The following is a 13,838-nucleotide window of genomic DNA, read 5'->3' on the forward strand; positions in this document are numbered from 1 at the left end:
AGTTAGGCTGTTCGCGTGACCCTTCACGCGATGATTCCTATTCCGGGCGCCCTGCACGCCCGCTATAACCGTGACTCAGCGGGCCGGGACTGGCTGGCCAGCCTGCCGGGTCTCATCTCCGGTGCCCTGGATCGCTGGGAACTCTCTGTGGACCTGGCGCCCGCCGCCGAGCCATGGAACGGCCACGGCGCGTTGGTGGTGCCCGTCCGCCGGCATGGTGCCGCGCCGGCCGCCCTGAAGATTGCCTTCCCGCACGACGAAGCACGGGCAGAACGGCACGCGCTGGCACTCTGGGAAGGGCGTGGGGCCGTCCGGCTCCTGGCTTCCGACGCCGCCAGCTGCTCCATGCTGTTGGAGCGGCTGGACGCCATCCATGGGCTTCAGGACGTGCCGATGGACCAGGCCGTGGACTCGTGGGGCCGCATCGTGCGGGAACTCTCCATACAGCCGGGCGAGGGACGTGAATGGCAGGCCTTCGACCATATCGCCGCGACCGCGGAGCGTTGGAGCGACGAGCTCCCCGCAGAGTGGGAACGCCTCGACCGCCCCTTCCCCCGGTGGCTGCTGGAGGCGGCCCTCGAGGTGTGCCAAACCCGCGGAGCCGTAGGCCGCCGTTCAGGTAAAGACGTGCTGGTCCACACGGATCTGCACTTCATGAACATCCTCGCCACCACCACAGACCAGCAGGCGCGTGGAAGCTACCTCGCCATTGATCCCCAACCTCAGATCGGCGAGGCCGAATTTGCCGTAGCACCGATCCTCTGGAACCGCCTTTCGGACCTTTCGTGGGCAGATCCTGAGGCAGCCCTTCGCGAGCGATGCCATGACTTCAGCCTCGCAGCCGGTCTCGACCCCGGGATTGCGGAGCAGTGGAGCATCGCCCGCGAAGTGGAAAACGCTTTGTCGTACGCAGCCAAACCCGGACACGGCGGTGACCTGGCACGGTCCCTCTGGGTGGCAAGCACCATGGCGGGCCGGACCCTGGACAACCTTCCCCGGGCACACGATCTTCCGGATCCGGGAGAACTCGAAAGCTGAGGAGAACAGCCCGGAGTGTGGGGCCGGACTGCGCCGCGGTTCCTTAGGCGAAGTTCTCGTTCCAGACGTCCGCGCCCAGTTTGACGATCAACGCGGCGACCACCACCAGGAAGACGAGGCGTACGAACTTGCTCCCCCTGGCCACGGCTGTCCTGGCACCCAGATAGCCTCCGGCCATGTTGGCGAGGCCCAGGACCAGGCCTACGCCCCAGAGGAGCGAGCCGTGCGGCAGGAAGAAGATCAGCGCCCCTGCGTTGGTTGCCATATTCACGATCTTCGCCTTGGCGCTCGCTTCAAGGAAGGCGTAGCCCATGGCCGAAACCAGGGCAATGACCAGGAACGAGCCCGTTCCCGGGCCGATCAGGCCGTCATAAAAACCAATGACGCCGCCGATCAGGCAGGCCACGACATAGTGTTTGTGGCCATCGTGGCGCAATGCCGTCAGCTCACCTGCACTGGGACGCATCGCGGTGAAAACTGCGACGGCGACCAGCGCCAGCACGATGATCGGCTTGAAGACGCTTGCCGGCAAGGACGCGGCCAGGATGGCGCCGCCGAAGCTTCCGGCCAAAGCAATCACAGCCATGGGAATCGCGGTCTTGAGGTCCGGACCAACACGGCGGTAGTACGTCACCGCGCTGGTGGTGGTCCCGAAGATGGACCCCATTTTGTTGGTCGCCAGCGCCTGGACAGGGCTGATGCCCGGTACCAGCAGAAGGGCGGGGAGCTGGATCAGTCCCCCGCCACCAACGACTGCATCGATCCAACCGGCTGCGAATCCAGCCACCACGATCAGGATGATGGTGGTGAGCTGGATCGATTCGAAGCCGGAAATCACCGGGAGCGTACGGCGTTGACCACGTAATCCACGGCCTTGTCCACCGGGATGTTCTCGGCGTCACCGCTGCGGCGGTCCTTGATTTCCACGACGCCGTCCACGAGTCCACGGCCAACGGCCAGGATGGTGGGAACGCCTACGAGCTCGGCATCACCGAATTTCACGCCTGGTGAAACCTTGGGACGGTCGTCGAAGATGACCTCCAGGCCTGCGGCCTCGAGTTCAATGGAGAGCTTCTCGGCAGCATCAAAGATGTCGTCGCCGCGGCCAACGGCCACCACGTGGACGTCTGCCGGAGCAACCGAGCGCGGCCACACGATGCCGCGCTCGTCATGGTTGGCTTCAGCCAGGGCCGCCACGGCACGGGTAACACCAACGCCATAGGAACCCATCGTGACCACCACCTGCTTGCCGTTCTGGTCCAGGACCTTCAGGTCGAGGGCTTCGGCATATTTGCGGCCAAGCTGGAAGATGTGGCCCATCTCTATGCCACGAGCGGTTTCCAGGGGTCCCGAGCCATCCGGCGCAGGATCGCCCGCGCGCACTTCGGTGCTTTCGATGACGCCGTCCCAGGTGAAGTCGCGGCCGGCCACCAGGCCGAAGACGTGCTTGCCTTCAGCGTTGGCGCCGGTGACCCAGCGGGTGCCGGAAACCACGCGGGGATCCACGAGGAACAGCACCTTGGAGGACCCCTCAAGACCCAGCACAGGCTGGTCCAGCGACAGGCCAGGGCCGATGTAGCCCTTGACCAGCCATGGGAGTTTCTTGAGGTCCTCTTCGTTGGCGGCCTCGAGGCCGATCTCACCGGCGATCGGCAGGTGGGAACCGATGTTGGCTTCCACGCGCTTGAGGTCCACGGCCCGGTCGCCCGGTACGCCGATGACGACGATCTGGCGCTCACCGGTGGGCAGCGTCACGGCAAGGACCACGTTCTTGAGGGTATCGGCGGCAGTCCATGCGCCGCCGTCGGCCTCGTTGCGCGGAGCCAGCTGGTTGGCTGCCGCGACCAGGGTATCGATGGTCGGCGTGTTCGGCGTATCAAGGACTTCGGCTGCCGGAGCGTTCGTGAAGTCGATGTCCGCCGGAACAACCGTGGTGACGGCTTCCACGTTGGCGTAGTATCCACCGGCCGAGCGAACGAAGGTGTCCTCGCCGATCTCGGTGGGGAACAGGAATTCCTCGCTCTTGGAACCACCCATGGCACCGGCGGTGGCGGCAACCGGAATGACTTCCAGGCCCAGGCGCTCGAAGATCTTCAGGTACGCGGCACGGTGGGCGGCGTAACTGGCGTCCAAACCGGCGTCGTCAACGTCAAAGGAGTAGGAATCCTTCATGATGAATTCCCGGCCGCGGAGGAGCCCGGCGCGGGGACGTGCTTCATCACGGTACTTGTTCTGGATCTGGTACAGGCTCAGCGGCAGGTCCTTGTACGAGGAGTACAGATCCTTCACCAGCAGCGTGAACATTTCTTCGTGCGTGGGGGCAAGGAGGTAGTCGGCGCCCTTACGGTCCTGGAGACGGAACAGGCCTTCGCCGTACTCGGTCCAGCGGTTGGTGGCCTCGTAGGGTTCGCGCGGGAGCAACGCCGGGAAGTGGACTTCCTGGGCTCCGATGGCGGACATTTCCTGGCGGATGATTTCCTCAACCTTGCGCAGGACGCTCAGGCCCAGCGGGAGCCAGGTGTAGATACCGGGGGCCGCACGGCGGATATAGCCGGCGCGGACCAGAAGCTTGTGACTGGCGACCTCGGCGTCGACGGGATCTTCACGCAGGGTGCGCAGGAATAACTGGGAAAGGCGAAGGACCACGGGTACGTATCCGTTTCTTTGGCAGATGTGGCAAAACAACTGCGTACTAATCTACCGGCTGACGGCCTTGCGCCTTGAACGGACGGCCTTAGGAGCCTCATTGCCCCGCACACGGAAGAGCCACGCCGTCGCGAGCGGAAGCCCCTGGCCGCTGTGGGCTGGTCATCCTGCGATGGCGTGGCTCAACGGCCGGCCGCGGGCTTATCCGTGGACTACTTGGTCTTGCCCTCCAGGGCGACGAGTACGCCTGCGACTGCGAAGAACTTATTGCTGCCGAGCTCGCGGATGGTGTCGATACCCAGGGAATCCTTCAAGGCCTTTGCCGTGGCATCCGTAACACCTGCTAACGCGGCCGGAGATGCATCCAGAATTTCCTTCAGGGTCTTGTCCTCGTACGCCTTGTCAAGTGCCTTGGAAAGATCAACGCCAACTGCCATTGTCACGATTCCCCTCAATAATCACCCGCGCCCCAACGACACGGTTAGGGATGAACCTATGTGATTGACGACACGTTTTCAAGGATTTTTGTACTTTCGATGGAGGAGAAAGTCCTTGACCACTCATCAGCGGCAGTTCTACCGTTATTTCATCACTTGATGAATTTTCGGATGCTCGTGAGGCCATCATGTCGCGCACTCCCCAACCTGCCGCTCCCTCCGCTGCTGCCGTTGCCATCGCAGCAACGGATCTCCATGTTTCCTTGGGCCGCAACAGAGTCCTCCGCGGCCTCGATTTCACGGTAGCGCCGGGGCAGGTAGCAGGACTGCTTGGCCCCTCGGGAAGCGGCAAGACCACGCTCATGCGCGCCATCGTCGGAGTCCAGCGGATCACCCGCGGATCCATCACCGTGCTGGGACAGGCCGCAGGCAGCGCCCCCCTCAGGCACGACGTCGGATATGTCACCCAGGGCGCCAGCGTCTATGGAGACCTCAGCGTCGAAGCGAACGTCCGCTATTTTGGCGCCATGCACAGCGCGACGGCGGCAGACGCCGCCGAGGCGATTGCCGCCGTCGGGCTTCGGGATCTTGCCCGGCAAAAGGCGGCCGATCTTTCAGGCGGACAGTTCAGCCGGGTGTCGTTGGCCTGCGCACTGGTGGCCCACCCGAGAGTCCTCGTCCTGGACGAGCCCACGGTGGGGCTGGATCCCGTTCTTCGGGCCGAACTGTGGGAGCGGTTCGCCGCCATGGCCGCAGCCGGCACAACCCTGCTGGTCTCCAGCCACGTCATGGAGGAAGCGTCCCATTGCTCCACCTTGCTGTTGCTCAGGCAAGGACTCCTGCTCGCCCAGCTCACGCCGGCCGAACTTGCCGAACGCGGCCAGAGCGTGGACCTCGAGCGGGCGTTCCTGACCATCATCCGGGCTGCGGACCGCGGCCGGCACGAAAACCAGGTGGCATCATGAACCTCCGGATGACGCTGGCTACGACCACCCGGGTCCTGGGCCAGCTGCGTCACGACCACCGAAGCGTGGCAATGATCCTCGTTGTTCCCGCCCTCCTGCTGACGGCCGTCTACTTCCTCTATGAGAACGAAACCCTGCCGCCCGGGGTACCGCGCACGTTCGACCGTGTGGGCCTGATGATGCTGGCGATCTTTCCCTTCGTTGTGATGTTCCTGGTGACGTCCATCACCATGCTGCGAGAACGCACGTCCGGGACCTTGGAGCGGTTACTCACCACTCCTATCCACAAAGCCGATCTCCTGTTCGGATACGCCTTGGCTTTCTCCATCATGGCGGCCCTGCAATCCCTGGTGGCCACAGCGGTGGCGTACTGGATCTTTGACTTGGACATCAAGGGAAGCCCTGGCCTGGTGGTGCTGATCGCCGTCATCAACGCGGTATTGGGTGTCGCCCTGGGCCTGTTGTGTTCGGCGTTCGCCCGGACGGAGTTCCAAGCCGTGCAGTTCATGCCGGTAGTGGTTGTTCCGCAGATCCTGCTGTGCGGACTCTTTGTTGCGCGGGAGCACATGAATGAGGTCCTGGACGGCATCTCGGGCGTCCTGCCGCTGACTTTCTCGGTGGACGCCCTGAAGGAGATCGCAGGCAATTCCGAGGCGACGTCGGCGATGTGGCAGGACGCCTCGGTGATGGCTGCGATCGTGGTAGGCGTATTGGTCCTGGCGTCGCTGACCCTGCGGCGACAAACGCGATGAGCCTCCCGCAGCTACGACGCGGCCGACGCAGTCAGGAAGATCACTCCAGAGAAGCCATACTGGCTGCCGCCCGGGGGCTTTTCGCGGAGCAGGGGTTCGATGGAACAAGCCTGCGCCAGGTAGCCCGCGAATCCGGCGTGGATCCGGCCATGGTGCACCACTTCTTCAAGGGCAAAGACGAGCTGTTCGCAGCAAGCGTCGAATTGCCGGCAGACCCCGCGGCGGTCCTGTCCGACGTCGAAAACGCTGACCCCCAGGTGAGGGCTGAAGTCATTGTCCGCACCGTCCTGGAGCTCTGGGAAGGCCCGGCACAGCACGCCATGGTGGCCTTCGCCCGTGGCACCATCGGCTCCAAAGCCAAGACGGCGCTCATGAAGGAAGTGGTCAGCAGGGCGGTCCTGCCACGGATCATGGGGGGCTTGCCGGGCTCCGCCGCCGAAGTGCGACTGCGCGGAAACCTGGTGGCTACCCAAGTGGTGGGCCTCATGCTGGCGCGATACGTGATCCGGCTGCAGCCGCTGGCGTCCGCCCCACGCGAGGAAGTGGTCCGCTTGGTTGCCCCGAACATCCAGCACTACCTCACAGGCAACCTGGACTCCCCAGGTAAGGAGCAGTACATGCCGTAATGAAGCTCCAAAACGGCATGTACTTCTACACAGATTCCGGCGGCTACTTGATGAGATCGGCAGCCTGGTCCAGCATCGCCTCAAGCTTGGGAAGATCGGAGTCCGAGACCTTCGTACCGGTGGACTGTGCCACCAGGACGACTCCGCTCTTGACCGTGCTGACGAACAACTGTTCCTGCGATCCAGCTGGCCCCGCCGCGGTGCTGTGGTAGGCAATGGCCCCCGGAGTCTTGGCGGAGGTGGGCAGCGCCTTGATGCTGGCGTGTACCGCATTTCCCATGACCGTCATCTGGATGTCACCACAGGCAGCGAGATCCTTGGCACTGTTCTCGGCGACAGCTTTGACCTTGTCCTCTGCAGCACCGGAGAACAAAGACAGCAGGTAAGCCGTCTCTGCCGTTGAACTGGCCGAGGCGCCGATGCTCATCGTGGCTCCTTCTTCCATCTGGATACCGCCACCAGTCAGGAAGCTGGTGCAGGACGCGGGCTCAATGACGCTGTTCGCCACGAGGTCCTTCACCTGCTGCAGGGTGTCTGCCAAGCGGTCGTCAGGCATCACCATAAGTCTGGTGCCTTTGCCGTCACGGACATCTCCGACCATCTTTGTTAGCTCCGCCTTTGAGTACGTGCGGAACTCAACGGTCGTCGGCGTCGGTGTCGCCGTTTCGCTGGCCGGCGCGGACGCCGCTTCCGTGGAAGTGCCGGCACCGCCGCATGCGGTGAGGCCCATGACCAACAGTCCTGACACGGCAAAACCGCGCAGCGCATTTTTATTCATTTGTTCCCCAGGGAAGTTCGAGTGATGTGGTGGCACGCGCCAACCGGGACCAGACTACAACTTGGGCACGGCGGGCCGGAAAACGTATAGGGACAAGGAGCCGGATCAGGCTAAAACAGGACCGTCGCGAAGGTGCCAACCTGTTCAAATCCCACGCGCTCGTAGGTGGCCCGGGCTTTGGTGTTGTAGTCGTTGACGTACAGGCTCGTCACCGGAGCGAACGTCCTCGAGAGGTTGACGACGGCGGYCATGTACCCGGCGCTCTGGCCACGGCCACGCAGTTCCGGATTCATCCACACGCCCTGCACCTGGGTGACATCCCGTGTGACGGCACCCAGCTCGGCCTTGAAGACCACCGTGCCGCTTGTATCGATGTGAACCAGGGAATGGCCCTGCCGGATGAGGCCGGCCACCCTCTTGCTGTAGAACTCCTGGCCTCCCAGGAAGGGAGAGTAGCCCACTTCTTCCTCAAACATGGCAGCACAGGCGGGAAGGATGCGGTCGAAATCCACCATTGAGCCAAAGGTGAGGGCCGGATTGGCACCGATGGCCGGGCCGCCGGAGATGCTGAGAAGTGGCTGCTCGGCGCGGACCTCATGGGCCACATGGCCCAACTGCTCGAACCGGGCATAAAGCGCAAGCACAGTCTCGGCCGGTCCGAAGATGGAAGCGTACCGGCGTCCGGTCTGGTGGGCGGCGTTGGCCACGTAGCCGGCCAGCCCGGGCTCCAGCTGCACGGGAACCAGATTGGCGCCGGCCCAGCAGGCACCCAGGAGCGTGTCGCCGTCGAAAACTCCGAAAACGCTGGCCCCGCCGCTGGTAGGCGCCGCCGTTCCGGTACTTTCCAGATGGGCAAGGATGAAGACGTTGGCTACGGCGTCTTCGTTTGCGAGCGCGCGAAGAGCCAGGGTGTCGGCACCGCCGAGCACCCTGACCCCCAAGCCGTTCTCGTTACGAGACGCTAACCACGGGGCTACCCTTGACAGCATCTTCGCCATCGGCCTCCCCCATCTCTTCAGCGATACGCATGGCCTCTTCGATCAGTGTCTCAACAATTTCGCTCTCGGGCACAGTCTTAATGACTTCGCCCTTCACGAAAATCTGGCCCTTGCCGTTTCCGGAGGCCACACCGAGGTCTGCTTCGCGTGCTTCACCGGGTCCGTTGACTACACAGCCCATCACCGCAACGCGCAACGGAATCTCCATGCCTTCCAGGCCGGCAGTTACCTGCTCGGCGAGGGTGTAGACATCCACCTGGGCGCGGCCACAGGACGGGCAGGAGACGATCTCGAGCTTGCGTGGGCGGAGGTTGAGGGACTGGAGGATCTGGTTGCCAACCTTGATTTCCTCCACCGGTGGGGCGGACAGGGAAACGCGGATGGTGTCGCCGATGCCGCGGGACAGGAGCGCACCGAAGGCCGTGGCCGACTTGATGGTTCCCTGGAAAGCCGGTCCGGCCTCCGTCACACCGAGGTGGAGCGGCCAGTCACCCTTCTCTGCCAGCATCTCGTAGGCGGCCACCATGATCACGGGGTCGTTGTGCTTCACGGAGATCTTGAAGTCGTGGAATCCGTGTTCTTCGAACAGCGAGGCCTCCCACACGGCGGATTCAACCAGCGCCTCGGGCGTTGCCTTGCCGTACTTCTTCAGGATGCCGGGCTCCAGGGAACCCGCGTTAACGCCGATGCGGATGGACGTGCCGTGGTCCCGGGCCGCTGCCGCGATTTCCTTGACCTGGTCATCGAACTTGCGGATGTTGCCCGGGTTCACGCGGACGGCGGCACAACCTGCTTCGATGGCGGCGAAGACGTACTTGGGCTGGAAGTGGATGTCGGCGATCACCGGAATCTGCGACTTCCGAGCGATGATCGGCAAGGCTTCGGCATCATCAGCGGAGGGGCAGGCAACGCGCACAATGTCGCAGCCTGATGCAGTCAGTTCCGCGATCTGCTGGAGGGTGGCGTTGATGTCCGTGGTTGGCGTAGTGGTCATGGACTGAACACTGATCGGCGAATCAGAGCCAACGCCAACGGAACCAACCTTGATTTGTCGCGTCTTGCGGCGCGGGGCAAGAACGGGTGGTGGGGCTGCTGGCATTCCCAGGCTGACCGAGGTCACGTGGACTCCTTGGGTTGGGGTGATCGTTGAGGTGGAGGACGCCGGGGCTAGGAAGCGTGGGCTGCCAGGACGCCGATGATGGGGGCCCATTCGGTGGTGCGGATGCCGGCGATAACCCCGGCTTCAGCAAATGGATCCTGCTTGAGGAGGTTATTGAGTTCGGCTTCTTCCGCGGCCTTGAAGATCAGCAAAGCGCCGGCACCGTCACCATAGGGGCCGCTGGCAAGCAGCTTGTCGTCCTCAGCCAGTCCGGCGAGCCACGCACGGTGTGCTGGCCGGGCTTCGTCGCGGAGGGCGTCGGAATCGGCGACGTATACGTACTCAACAGCGAAAACAGTCATGGAGCTAGCCTATCCCCACAGTCCGGTCGTCAATGTTCATGGGTCAGCCGAAAATGTTGACGGGCTTGACGATGTCCGCGTAAATCAGCAGGACGCTCATGCACAGCAGCAACGCCGCCACGACGTAGGTCACCGGCAGGAGCTTCGCGATGTCGAAGGCGCCCGGGTCCGGCTTGCCACGCAACTTGGCCAACCGCCGTCGTGCTCCTTCGTACAGGGCACCGGCCACATGGCCGCCGTCGAGCGGCAGGAGCGGGATGAGGTTGAAGATGGCCAGGGCGAAGTTGAGCCCCGCCAGCAGTCCGATCAGGGTCCCTATCCGGGCCTGCAGGGGTACCTGTTCCATGGCTGCCACCTCGCCGGCCACGCGGCCGACACCCACCACGCTGATGGGGCCGTTGGGGTCCCTGGGCTCCTCGCTGAAGGCCGCTTTGGCGACGCCGACCACCCTGGCGGGCAGGTTGAAGATCACACCGGAAATTTGCTTGATGTTCTCTCCCGCCATGGGAAGGACAGCCGACGCCGGTTGGGGAACCAAGGCGCTTTGCGCACCGATGCCAAGGAAGCCGACTTCCTGGTATTTGAGGACGCCGTTGGCGTCCTGCTCGGGGCGGCCGTCCGCCCCGATGACCGGGCGCGAGGAAAGAACGGGCGTCACGGTGGTCTCCACGCTTGCACCATTGCGTTCCACCGTGATGGGTACTTCCTTGCCCGCGGAGGACCTGATCCAACTGGTCAGTTCATCCCAGCTGGTGACGGCCTTGCCGTCGAAGGAGGTGACCTTGTCATTGGGCTGAAGCCCTGCGGCAGCTGCCGGGGTGAGCTTGCAGTCGGCTGAATCAGGGTCCACGGTTTCGCCTGCCGCCACCTGGCATTTGGAGACATCGGAGATCGTGGTTGTTGCCTGGGCAACGCCGAATCCCATGAGCAGCACGGCCAACAGGACCAAGCCAATCACCATGTTCATGGCCGGTCCGCCGAGCATGATGATGATTTTCTTCCAGACCGGAAGCTTGTAGAAGACACGTCCTTCGTCGCCGGGCCCTACTTCTTCATGGGCGACCGAGCGGGCTTCGGTGGCGAGGGTCTGGAACATGCCGGTGCTTGAAGGGCGGACTCCGCCGTCCTCCTTGTTGGGCGGATACATGCCGATCATCGAGACGTAGCCGCCCAGGGGCAGGGCCTTGAAGCCGTACTCCGTTTCGCCCTTCTTCCTGGACCAGAGCGTCGGCCCGAAGCCGATCATGTACTTGGTGACGCGCACCTTGAAGAGTTTCGCCGGCACCAGGTGGCCCACCTCGTGCAGCGCAATGGAGACAGCGACGCCTATCGCGACGAAGATAACTCCAAGAATGAAGAGAAGGACGGGACTCATGCCGGTGGGACTGCTTCCGTAAAGGTATGGGGAGGTTACAGGGCGCTGCGTGAAGCTAAACGATCGTGGGTTCGGGCTCGTGCCCACTTCTCAGCATCCAGCACGGACTCCACCGTTAGCTCAGAGGATCCTGAGTGTTCGCTGAGGACGGACTCCACCGTGTCAACGATGTCCGTGAAGCGGATCCGGCCGGAATGGAAGGCCTCAACGGCTTCCTCATTGGCCGCGTTGAAAACCGCCGGGAAGGTACTCCCCTGCTTGGCTGCGTCCTTGGCGAGGTCGACGGCCGGGAACGCCACGGCATCGAGCGGTTCGAACGTCCAGCTCGTGGCCTGCGTCCAATCGCAGGCCTGCGCGGCCCGGGGCACTCTGTCGGGCCAACCCAGTCCGAGGGCAATGGGAAGCCTCATGTCCGGGGGCGATGCCTGGGCAATGATGGAACCGTCCACGAACTGAACCATGGAATGGACCACGGATTGGGGATGGACCACAACCTCGATCCGATCCAGGGGGACGTCGAACAGCAAGTGCGCTTCGATCACTTCCAGGCCCTTGTTGACCAGGCTGGCCGAGTTGGTCGTCACCATGAGGCCCATGTCCCAGGTGGGGTGGGCCAGCGCTTCCTGCGGAGTGACGTGGTGGAGTTCCTCACGGGTGCGGCCGCGGAACGGCCCACCGGAAGCGGTCAGGATCAGTTTCTCCACTTCCTGCTCGGTGCCGGACCGGAGACACTGTGCAATGGCGGAGTGTTCGGAGTCGACGGGAACAATCTGGCCCGGGCGTGCGGCGGCTTTGACCAGGGCACCGCCGACGATCAGCGACTCCTTGTTGGCCAGGGCCAGCGTAGCTCCCGTGCCCAACGCAGCGAGTGTGGGGGCCAAGCCGATGGAACCAGTGATGCCGTTAAGGACAACATCGCAGTCGATGGCGGCAATCTCCGTTGAGGCATCGGGGCCGACGAAGATCTGCGGAGCGAAGTCCGGCACGCCCGCTTCCGCGGCCGCAGCGGCAATGAACTGCTGCAGGGTGGCAGGATCGCCCTGGGCAATGCCCACCGCTTGCGCCCGGGTGTGAACGGCCTGCTGGGCGATGAGTTCCAGGTTTCCTCCGCCGGCGCTCAGTGCCACCACCTCGAAACGGTGCGGGGCGGCGTCGACGACGTCGATCGCCTGCGTGCCGATGGAACCAGTGGACCCGAGGATGACGATCTTGCGCGGCTGCATTCCTTAAGTATCCCAGCCGGCACGAGGGCCTGCGAACGGGACGGGAACCCCTGCGGCCCTGCACTGCTTGACCGCCGGGCTCCCCTGCGTACCGTGGGATTGTGGAATGGCTGTCCTGGTTTGATGCGTGGGACCATGAATTCGCCCGGCAGGTGTTGCAGCGCGGCACCGCGGCACTCTACGCGGTTGCGTTCCTTTCGACGCTGAACCAGTTCCCTGCCCTTTTGGGCGAGCGGGGGCTGCTACCGGTACCGGCATTCCTGGACCTTGCACGCCGCTTGGCCAGGCCGACTCTTTTCCGCTGGCACTACTCGGATGCGCTGCTCCGGGCCGTGTGCCGGGTGGGGATCACAGTGGCGGCCTTACTGCTGATCGGCCTCCCGCAGGCCGGTCCTCCATGGCTGCCCATGGTGGCTTTCCTTGCCCTGTGGTTCCTGTACATGTCGATCGTCAACGTGGGCCAGACGTTCTATGGGTTTGGATGGGAGATCCTCCTCCTCGAGATGGGATTCACGGTGGCGTTTCTTGGTTCGGACCAGACGCCCCCACCCACCACCATCCTCATCCTGATCACGTGGCTGGTCTTCCGGCTGGAGTTCGGTGCCGGGATGATCAAGATCCGCGGCGGACGCGAGTGGCGCGACATGACAGCGATGTTCTACCACCACGAAACACAGCCAATGCCCGGCCCGCTCAGCCGGCAGGCCCACCTCCTCCCCCGCCCGCTGCACAAGGTCGAGGTAGCGGGAAACCATTTTGCGCAGCTGGTGGTGCCATTCTTCCTTTTCGCACCGCAGCCGGTCGCCAGCGCCGCCGCGGGCGTCATCATCGTCACCCAGCTGTGGCTGGTGGCTTCAGGGAACTTCGCGTGGCTGAATTGGGCAGCGATCATCCTGACCTTCGGAGCGGTGGGCGACTCCGCGGTCCATGCCGTCTTCCCGTTCATCCCGCTCGAGTGGCACTCAGGCGCCGAAACCCCGGCGTGGTGGCTCGCCGTCGTCGTTATGGTCAGTGTCCTGCTGCTGGTCCTGAGCTACCGTCCGCTCCTGAACCTGTTTTCGCGTCAGCAGCTCATGAATGCCAGCTTCAACCGATGGCGCCTGGTCAATGCCTATGGGGCGTTCGGGACGGTCACCAAACAGCGGATCGAAATCGTCGTGGAGGGCACCCTGGACGAGGAACCTGATGCGCCCGATGACCGCTGGCTGGAATACGGCTTCAAGGGAAAGCCCGACGACGTCCGGCGCCTCCCGCGCCAATGGGCGCCCTATCACCTCAGGCTGGACTGGCTGATGTGGTTCCTGCCGCTGCGAACCGTCCACGAGGAATGGTTTTATGCCTTCCTTAAGAGACTCCTGGAGGCGGACCAAGCAACGCTTGGGCTGCTTCGCCAAGACCCGTTCGACGGCGAACGCCCCCGCTGGGTGCGTGCGCGCAGCTACCTTTACCGCTTTGCCAGCCGTGAGGAGTACCGCGAAACCGGCGATCGTTGGGTTCGGTTGCTGCTGTACGAAGCCATTCCGCCGCTCCGGCTCTGAC

At 63.7% G+C, this 13,838-nt stretch carries 14 protein-coding genes; 5 read left to right on the top strand and 9 right to left on the bottom strand.

The genetic code is table 11. From position 1 onward, the window contains the following. Nucleotides 1-30: 30 nt before the first annotated feature. Complete coding sequence (locus AB4Y81_RS14750) at nucleotides 31-1,038, top strand: aminoglycoside phosphotransferase family protein (protein WP_189076079.1); 1,008 nt, start codon at nucleotides 31-33, stop codon at nucleotides 1,036-1,038. 43 nt (nucleotides 1,039-1,081) lie between these two features. Here the strand turns inward: AB4Y81_RS14750 and AB4Y81_RS14755 are convergent, their stop codons facing one another. From AB4Y81_RS14755 to AB4Y81_RS14765, 3 genes are all read right to left on the bottom strand, one after another. Then, nucleotides 1,082-1,876, bottom strand: a complete 795-nt coding sequence (locus tag AB4Y81_RS14755; protein WP_189075803.1) for a sulfite exporter TauE/SafE family protein — start codon at nucleotides 1,874-1,876, stop codon at nucleotides 1,082-1,084. Further along, on the bottom strand, nucleotides 1,873-3,684 hold the full coding sequence (locus AB4Y81_RS14760; protein WP_055977951.1) for a proline--tRNA ligase: 1,812 nt from the start codon (nucleotides 3,682-3,684) through the stop codon (nucleotides 1,873-1,875). The genes AB4Y81_RS14755 and AB4Y81_RS14760 overlap by 4 nt, the downstream gene beginning before the upstream one ends. Before the next feature lie 212 nt (nucleotides 3,685-3,896). Further along, nucleotides 3,897-4,121, bottom strand: a complete 225-nt coding sequence (locus AB4Y81_RS14765; RefSeq protein WP_018779033.1) for a hypothetical protein — start codon at nucleotides 4,119-4,121, stop codon at nucleotides 3,897-3,899. Between the two features lie 188 nt (nucleotides 4,122-4,309). On the opposite strand from AB4Y81_RS14765, the gene AB4Y81_RS14770 reads away from it, so the two are divergent. From AB4Y81_RS14770 to AB4Y81_RS14780, 3 genes are read left to right on the top strand one after another with little or no spacing between them, the layout of a single operon-like run. Then, nucleotides 4,310-5,086, top strand: coding sequence for an ABC transporter ATP-binding protein (locus tag AB4Y81_RS14770; protein WP_055977953.1), 777 nt, complete (start codon nucleotides 4,310-4,312; stop codon nucleotides 5,084-5,086). A gap of 8 nt (nucleotides 5,087-5,094) precedes the next feature. Further along, complete coding sequence (locus tag AB4Y81_RS14775) at nucleotides 5,095-5,838, top strand: ABC transporter permease (protein WP_018779031.1); 744 nt, start codon at nucleotides 5,095-5,097, stop codon at nucleotides 5,836-5,838. Further along, on the top strand, nucleotides 5,835-6,464 hold the full coding sequence (locus AB4Y81_RS14780) for a TetR/AcrR family transcriptional regulator (protein WP_413304159.1): 630 nt from the start codon (nucleotides 5,835-5,837) through the stop codon (nucleotides 6,462-6,464). The genes AB4Y81_RS14775 and AB4Y81_RS14780 overlap by 4 nt, the downstream gene beginning before the upstream one ends. A 43-nt stretch (nucleotides 6,465-6,507) precedes the next feature. On the opposite strand, the gene AB4Y81_RS14785 is transcribed toward AB4Y81_RS14780, so the two are convergent. From AB4Y81_RS14785 to dxr, 6 genes are all read right to left on the bottom strand, one after another. Next, nucleotides 6,508-7,242, bottom strand: a complete 735-nt coding sequence (locus tag AB4Y81_RS14785) for a hypothetical protein (protein WP_441996159.1) — start codon at nucleotides 7,240-7,242, stop codon at nucleotides 6,508-6,510. Between the two features lie 110 nt (nucleotides 7,243-7,352). Beyond that, nucleotides 7,353-8,231: a GNAT family N-acetyltransferase gene (locus AB4Y81_RS14790; protein WP_441996170.1), complete on the bottom strand. Its 879-nt coding sequence runs from the start codon at nucleotides 8,229-8,231 to the stop codon at nucleotides 7,353-7,355. Continuing rightward, the gene (gene ispG / locus AB4Y81_RS14795; RefSeq protein ID WP_018779026.1) at nucleotides 8,194-9,360 is read right to left on the bottom strand and encodes a flavodoxin-dependent (E)-4-hydroxy-3-methylbut-2-enyl-diphosphate synthase; all 1,167 of its coding nucleotides are present in this window, start codon (nucleotides 9,358-9,360) and stop codon (nucleotides 8,194-8,196) included. Before ispG ends, AB4Y81_RS14790 begins: the two co-directional genes overlap by 38 nt. A gap of 47 nt (nucleotides 9,361-9,407) precedes the next feature. Then, complete coding sequence (locus tag AB4Y81_RS14800) at nucleotides 9,408-9,701, bottom strand: YciI family protein (protein ID WP_018779025.1); 294 nt, start codon at nucleotides 9,699-9,701, stop codon at nucleotides 9,408-9,410. Between the two features lie 43 nt (nucleotides 9,702-9,744). Beyond that, nucleotides 9,745-11,076, bottom strand: a complete 1,332-nt coding sequence (locus tag AB4Y81_RS14805; RefSeq protein ID WP_039240578.1) for a M50 family metallopeptidase — start codon at nucleotides 11,074-11,076, stop codon at nucleotides 9,745-9,747. A 35-nt stretch (nucleotides 11,077-11,111) separates the two neighbouring features. Then, nucleotides 11,112-12,299 (bottom strand): 1-deoxy-D-xylulose-5-phosphate reductoisomerase, encoded by a 1,188-nt coding sequence (gene dxr, locus AB4Y81_RS14810; protein WP_018779023.1) that lies wholly within the window; start codon nucleotides 12,297-12,299, stop codon nucleotides 11,112-11,114. 101 nt (nucleotides 12,300-12,400) lie between these two features. Here dxr and AB4Y81_RS14815 point away from each other — a divergent pair, with 101 nt between their 5' ends. Continuing rightward, nucleotides 12,401-13,837 (top strand): lipase maturation factor family protein, encoded by a 1,437-nt coding sequence (locus AB4Y81_RS14815; protein ID WP_441996160.1) that lies wholly within the window; start codon nucleotides 12,401-12,403, stop codon nucleotides 13,835-13,837. Nucleotide 13,838 lies beyond the last annotated feature (1 nt).

It is taken from the genome of Paenarthrobacter sp. TAF1, from assembly GCF_052113825.1.
Taxonomy (GTDB): domain Bacteria; phylum Actinomycetota; class Actinomycetes; order Actinomycetales; family Micrococcaceae; genus Arthrobacter; species Arthrobacter nicotinovorans.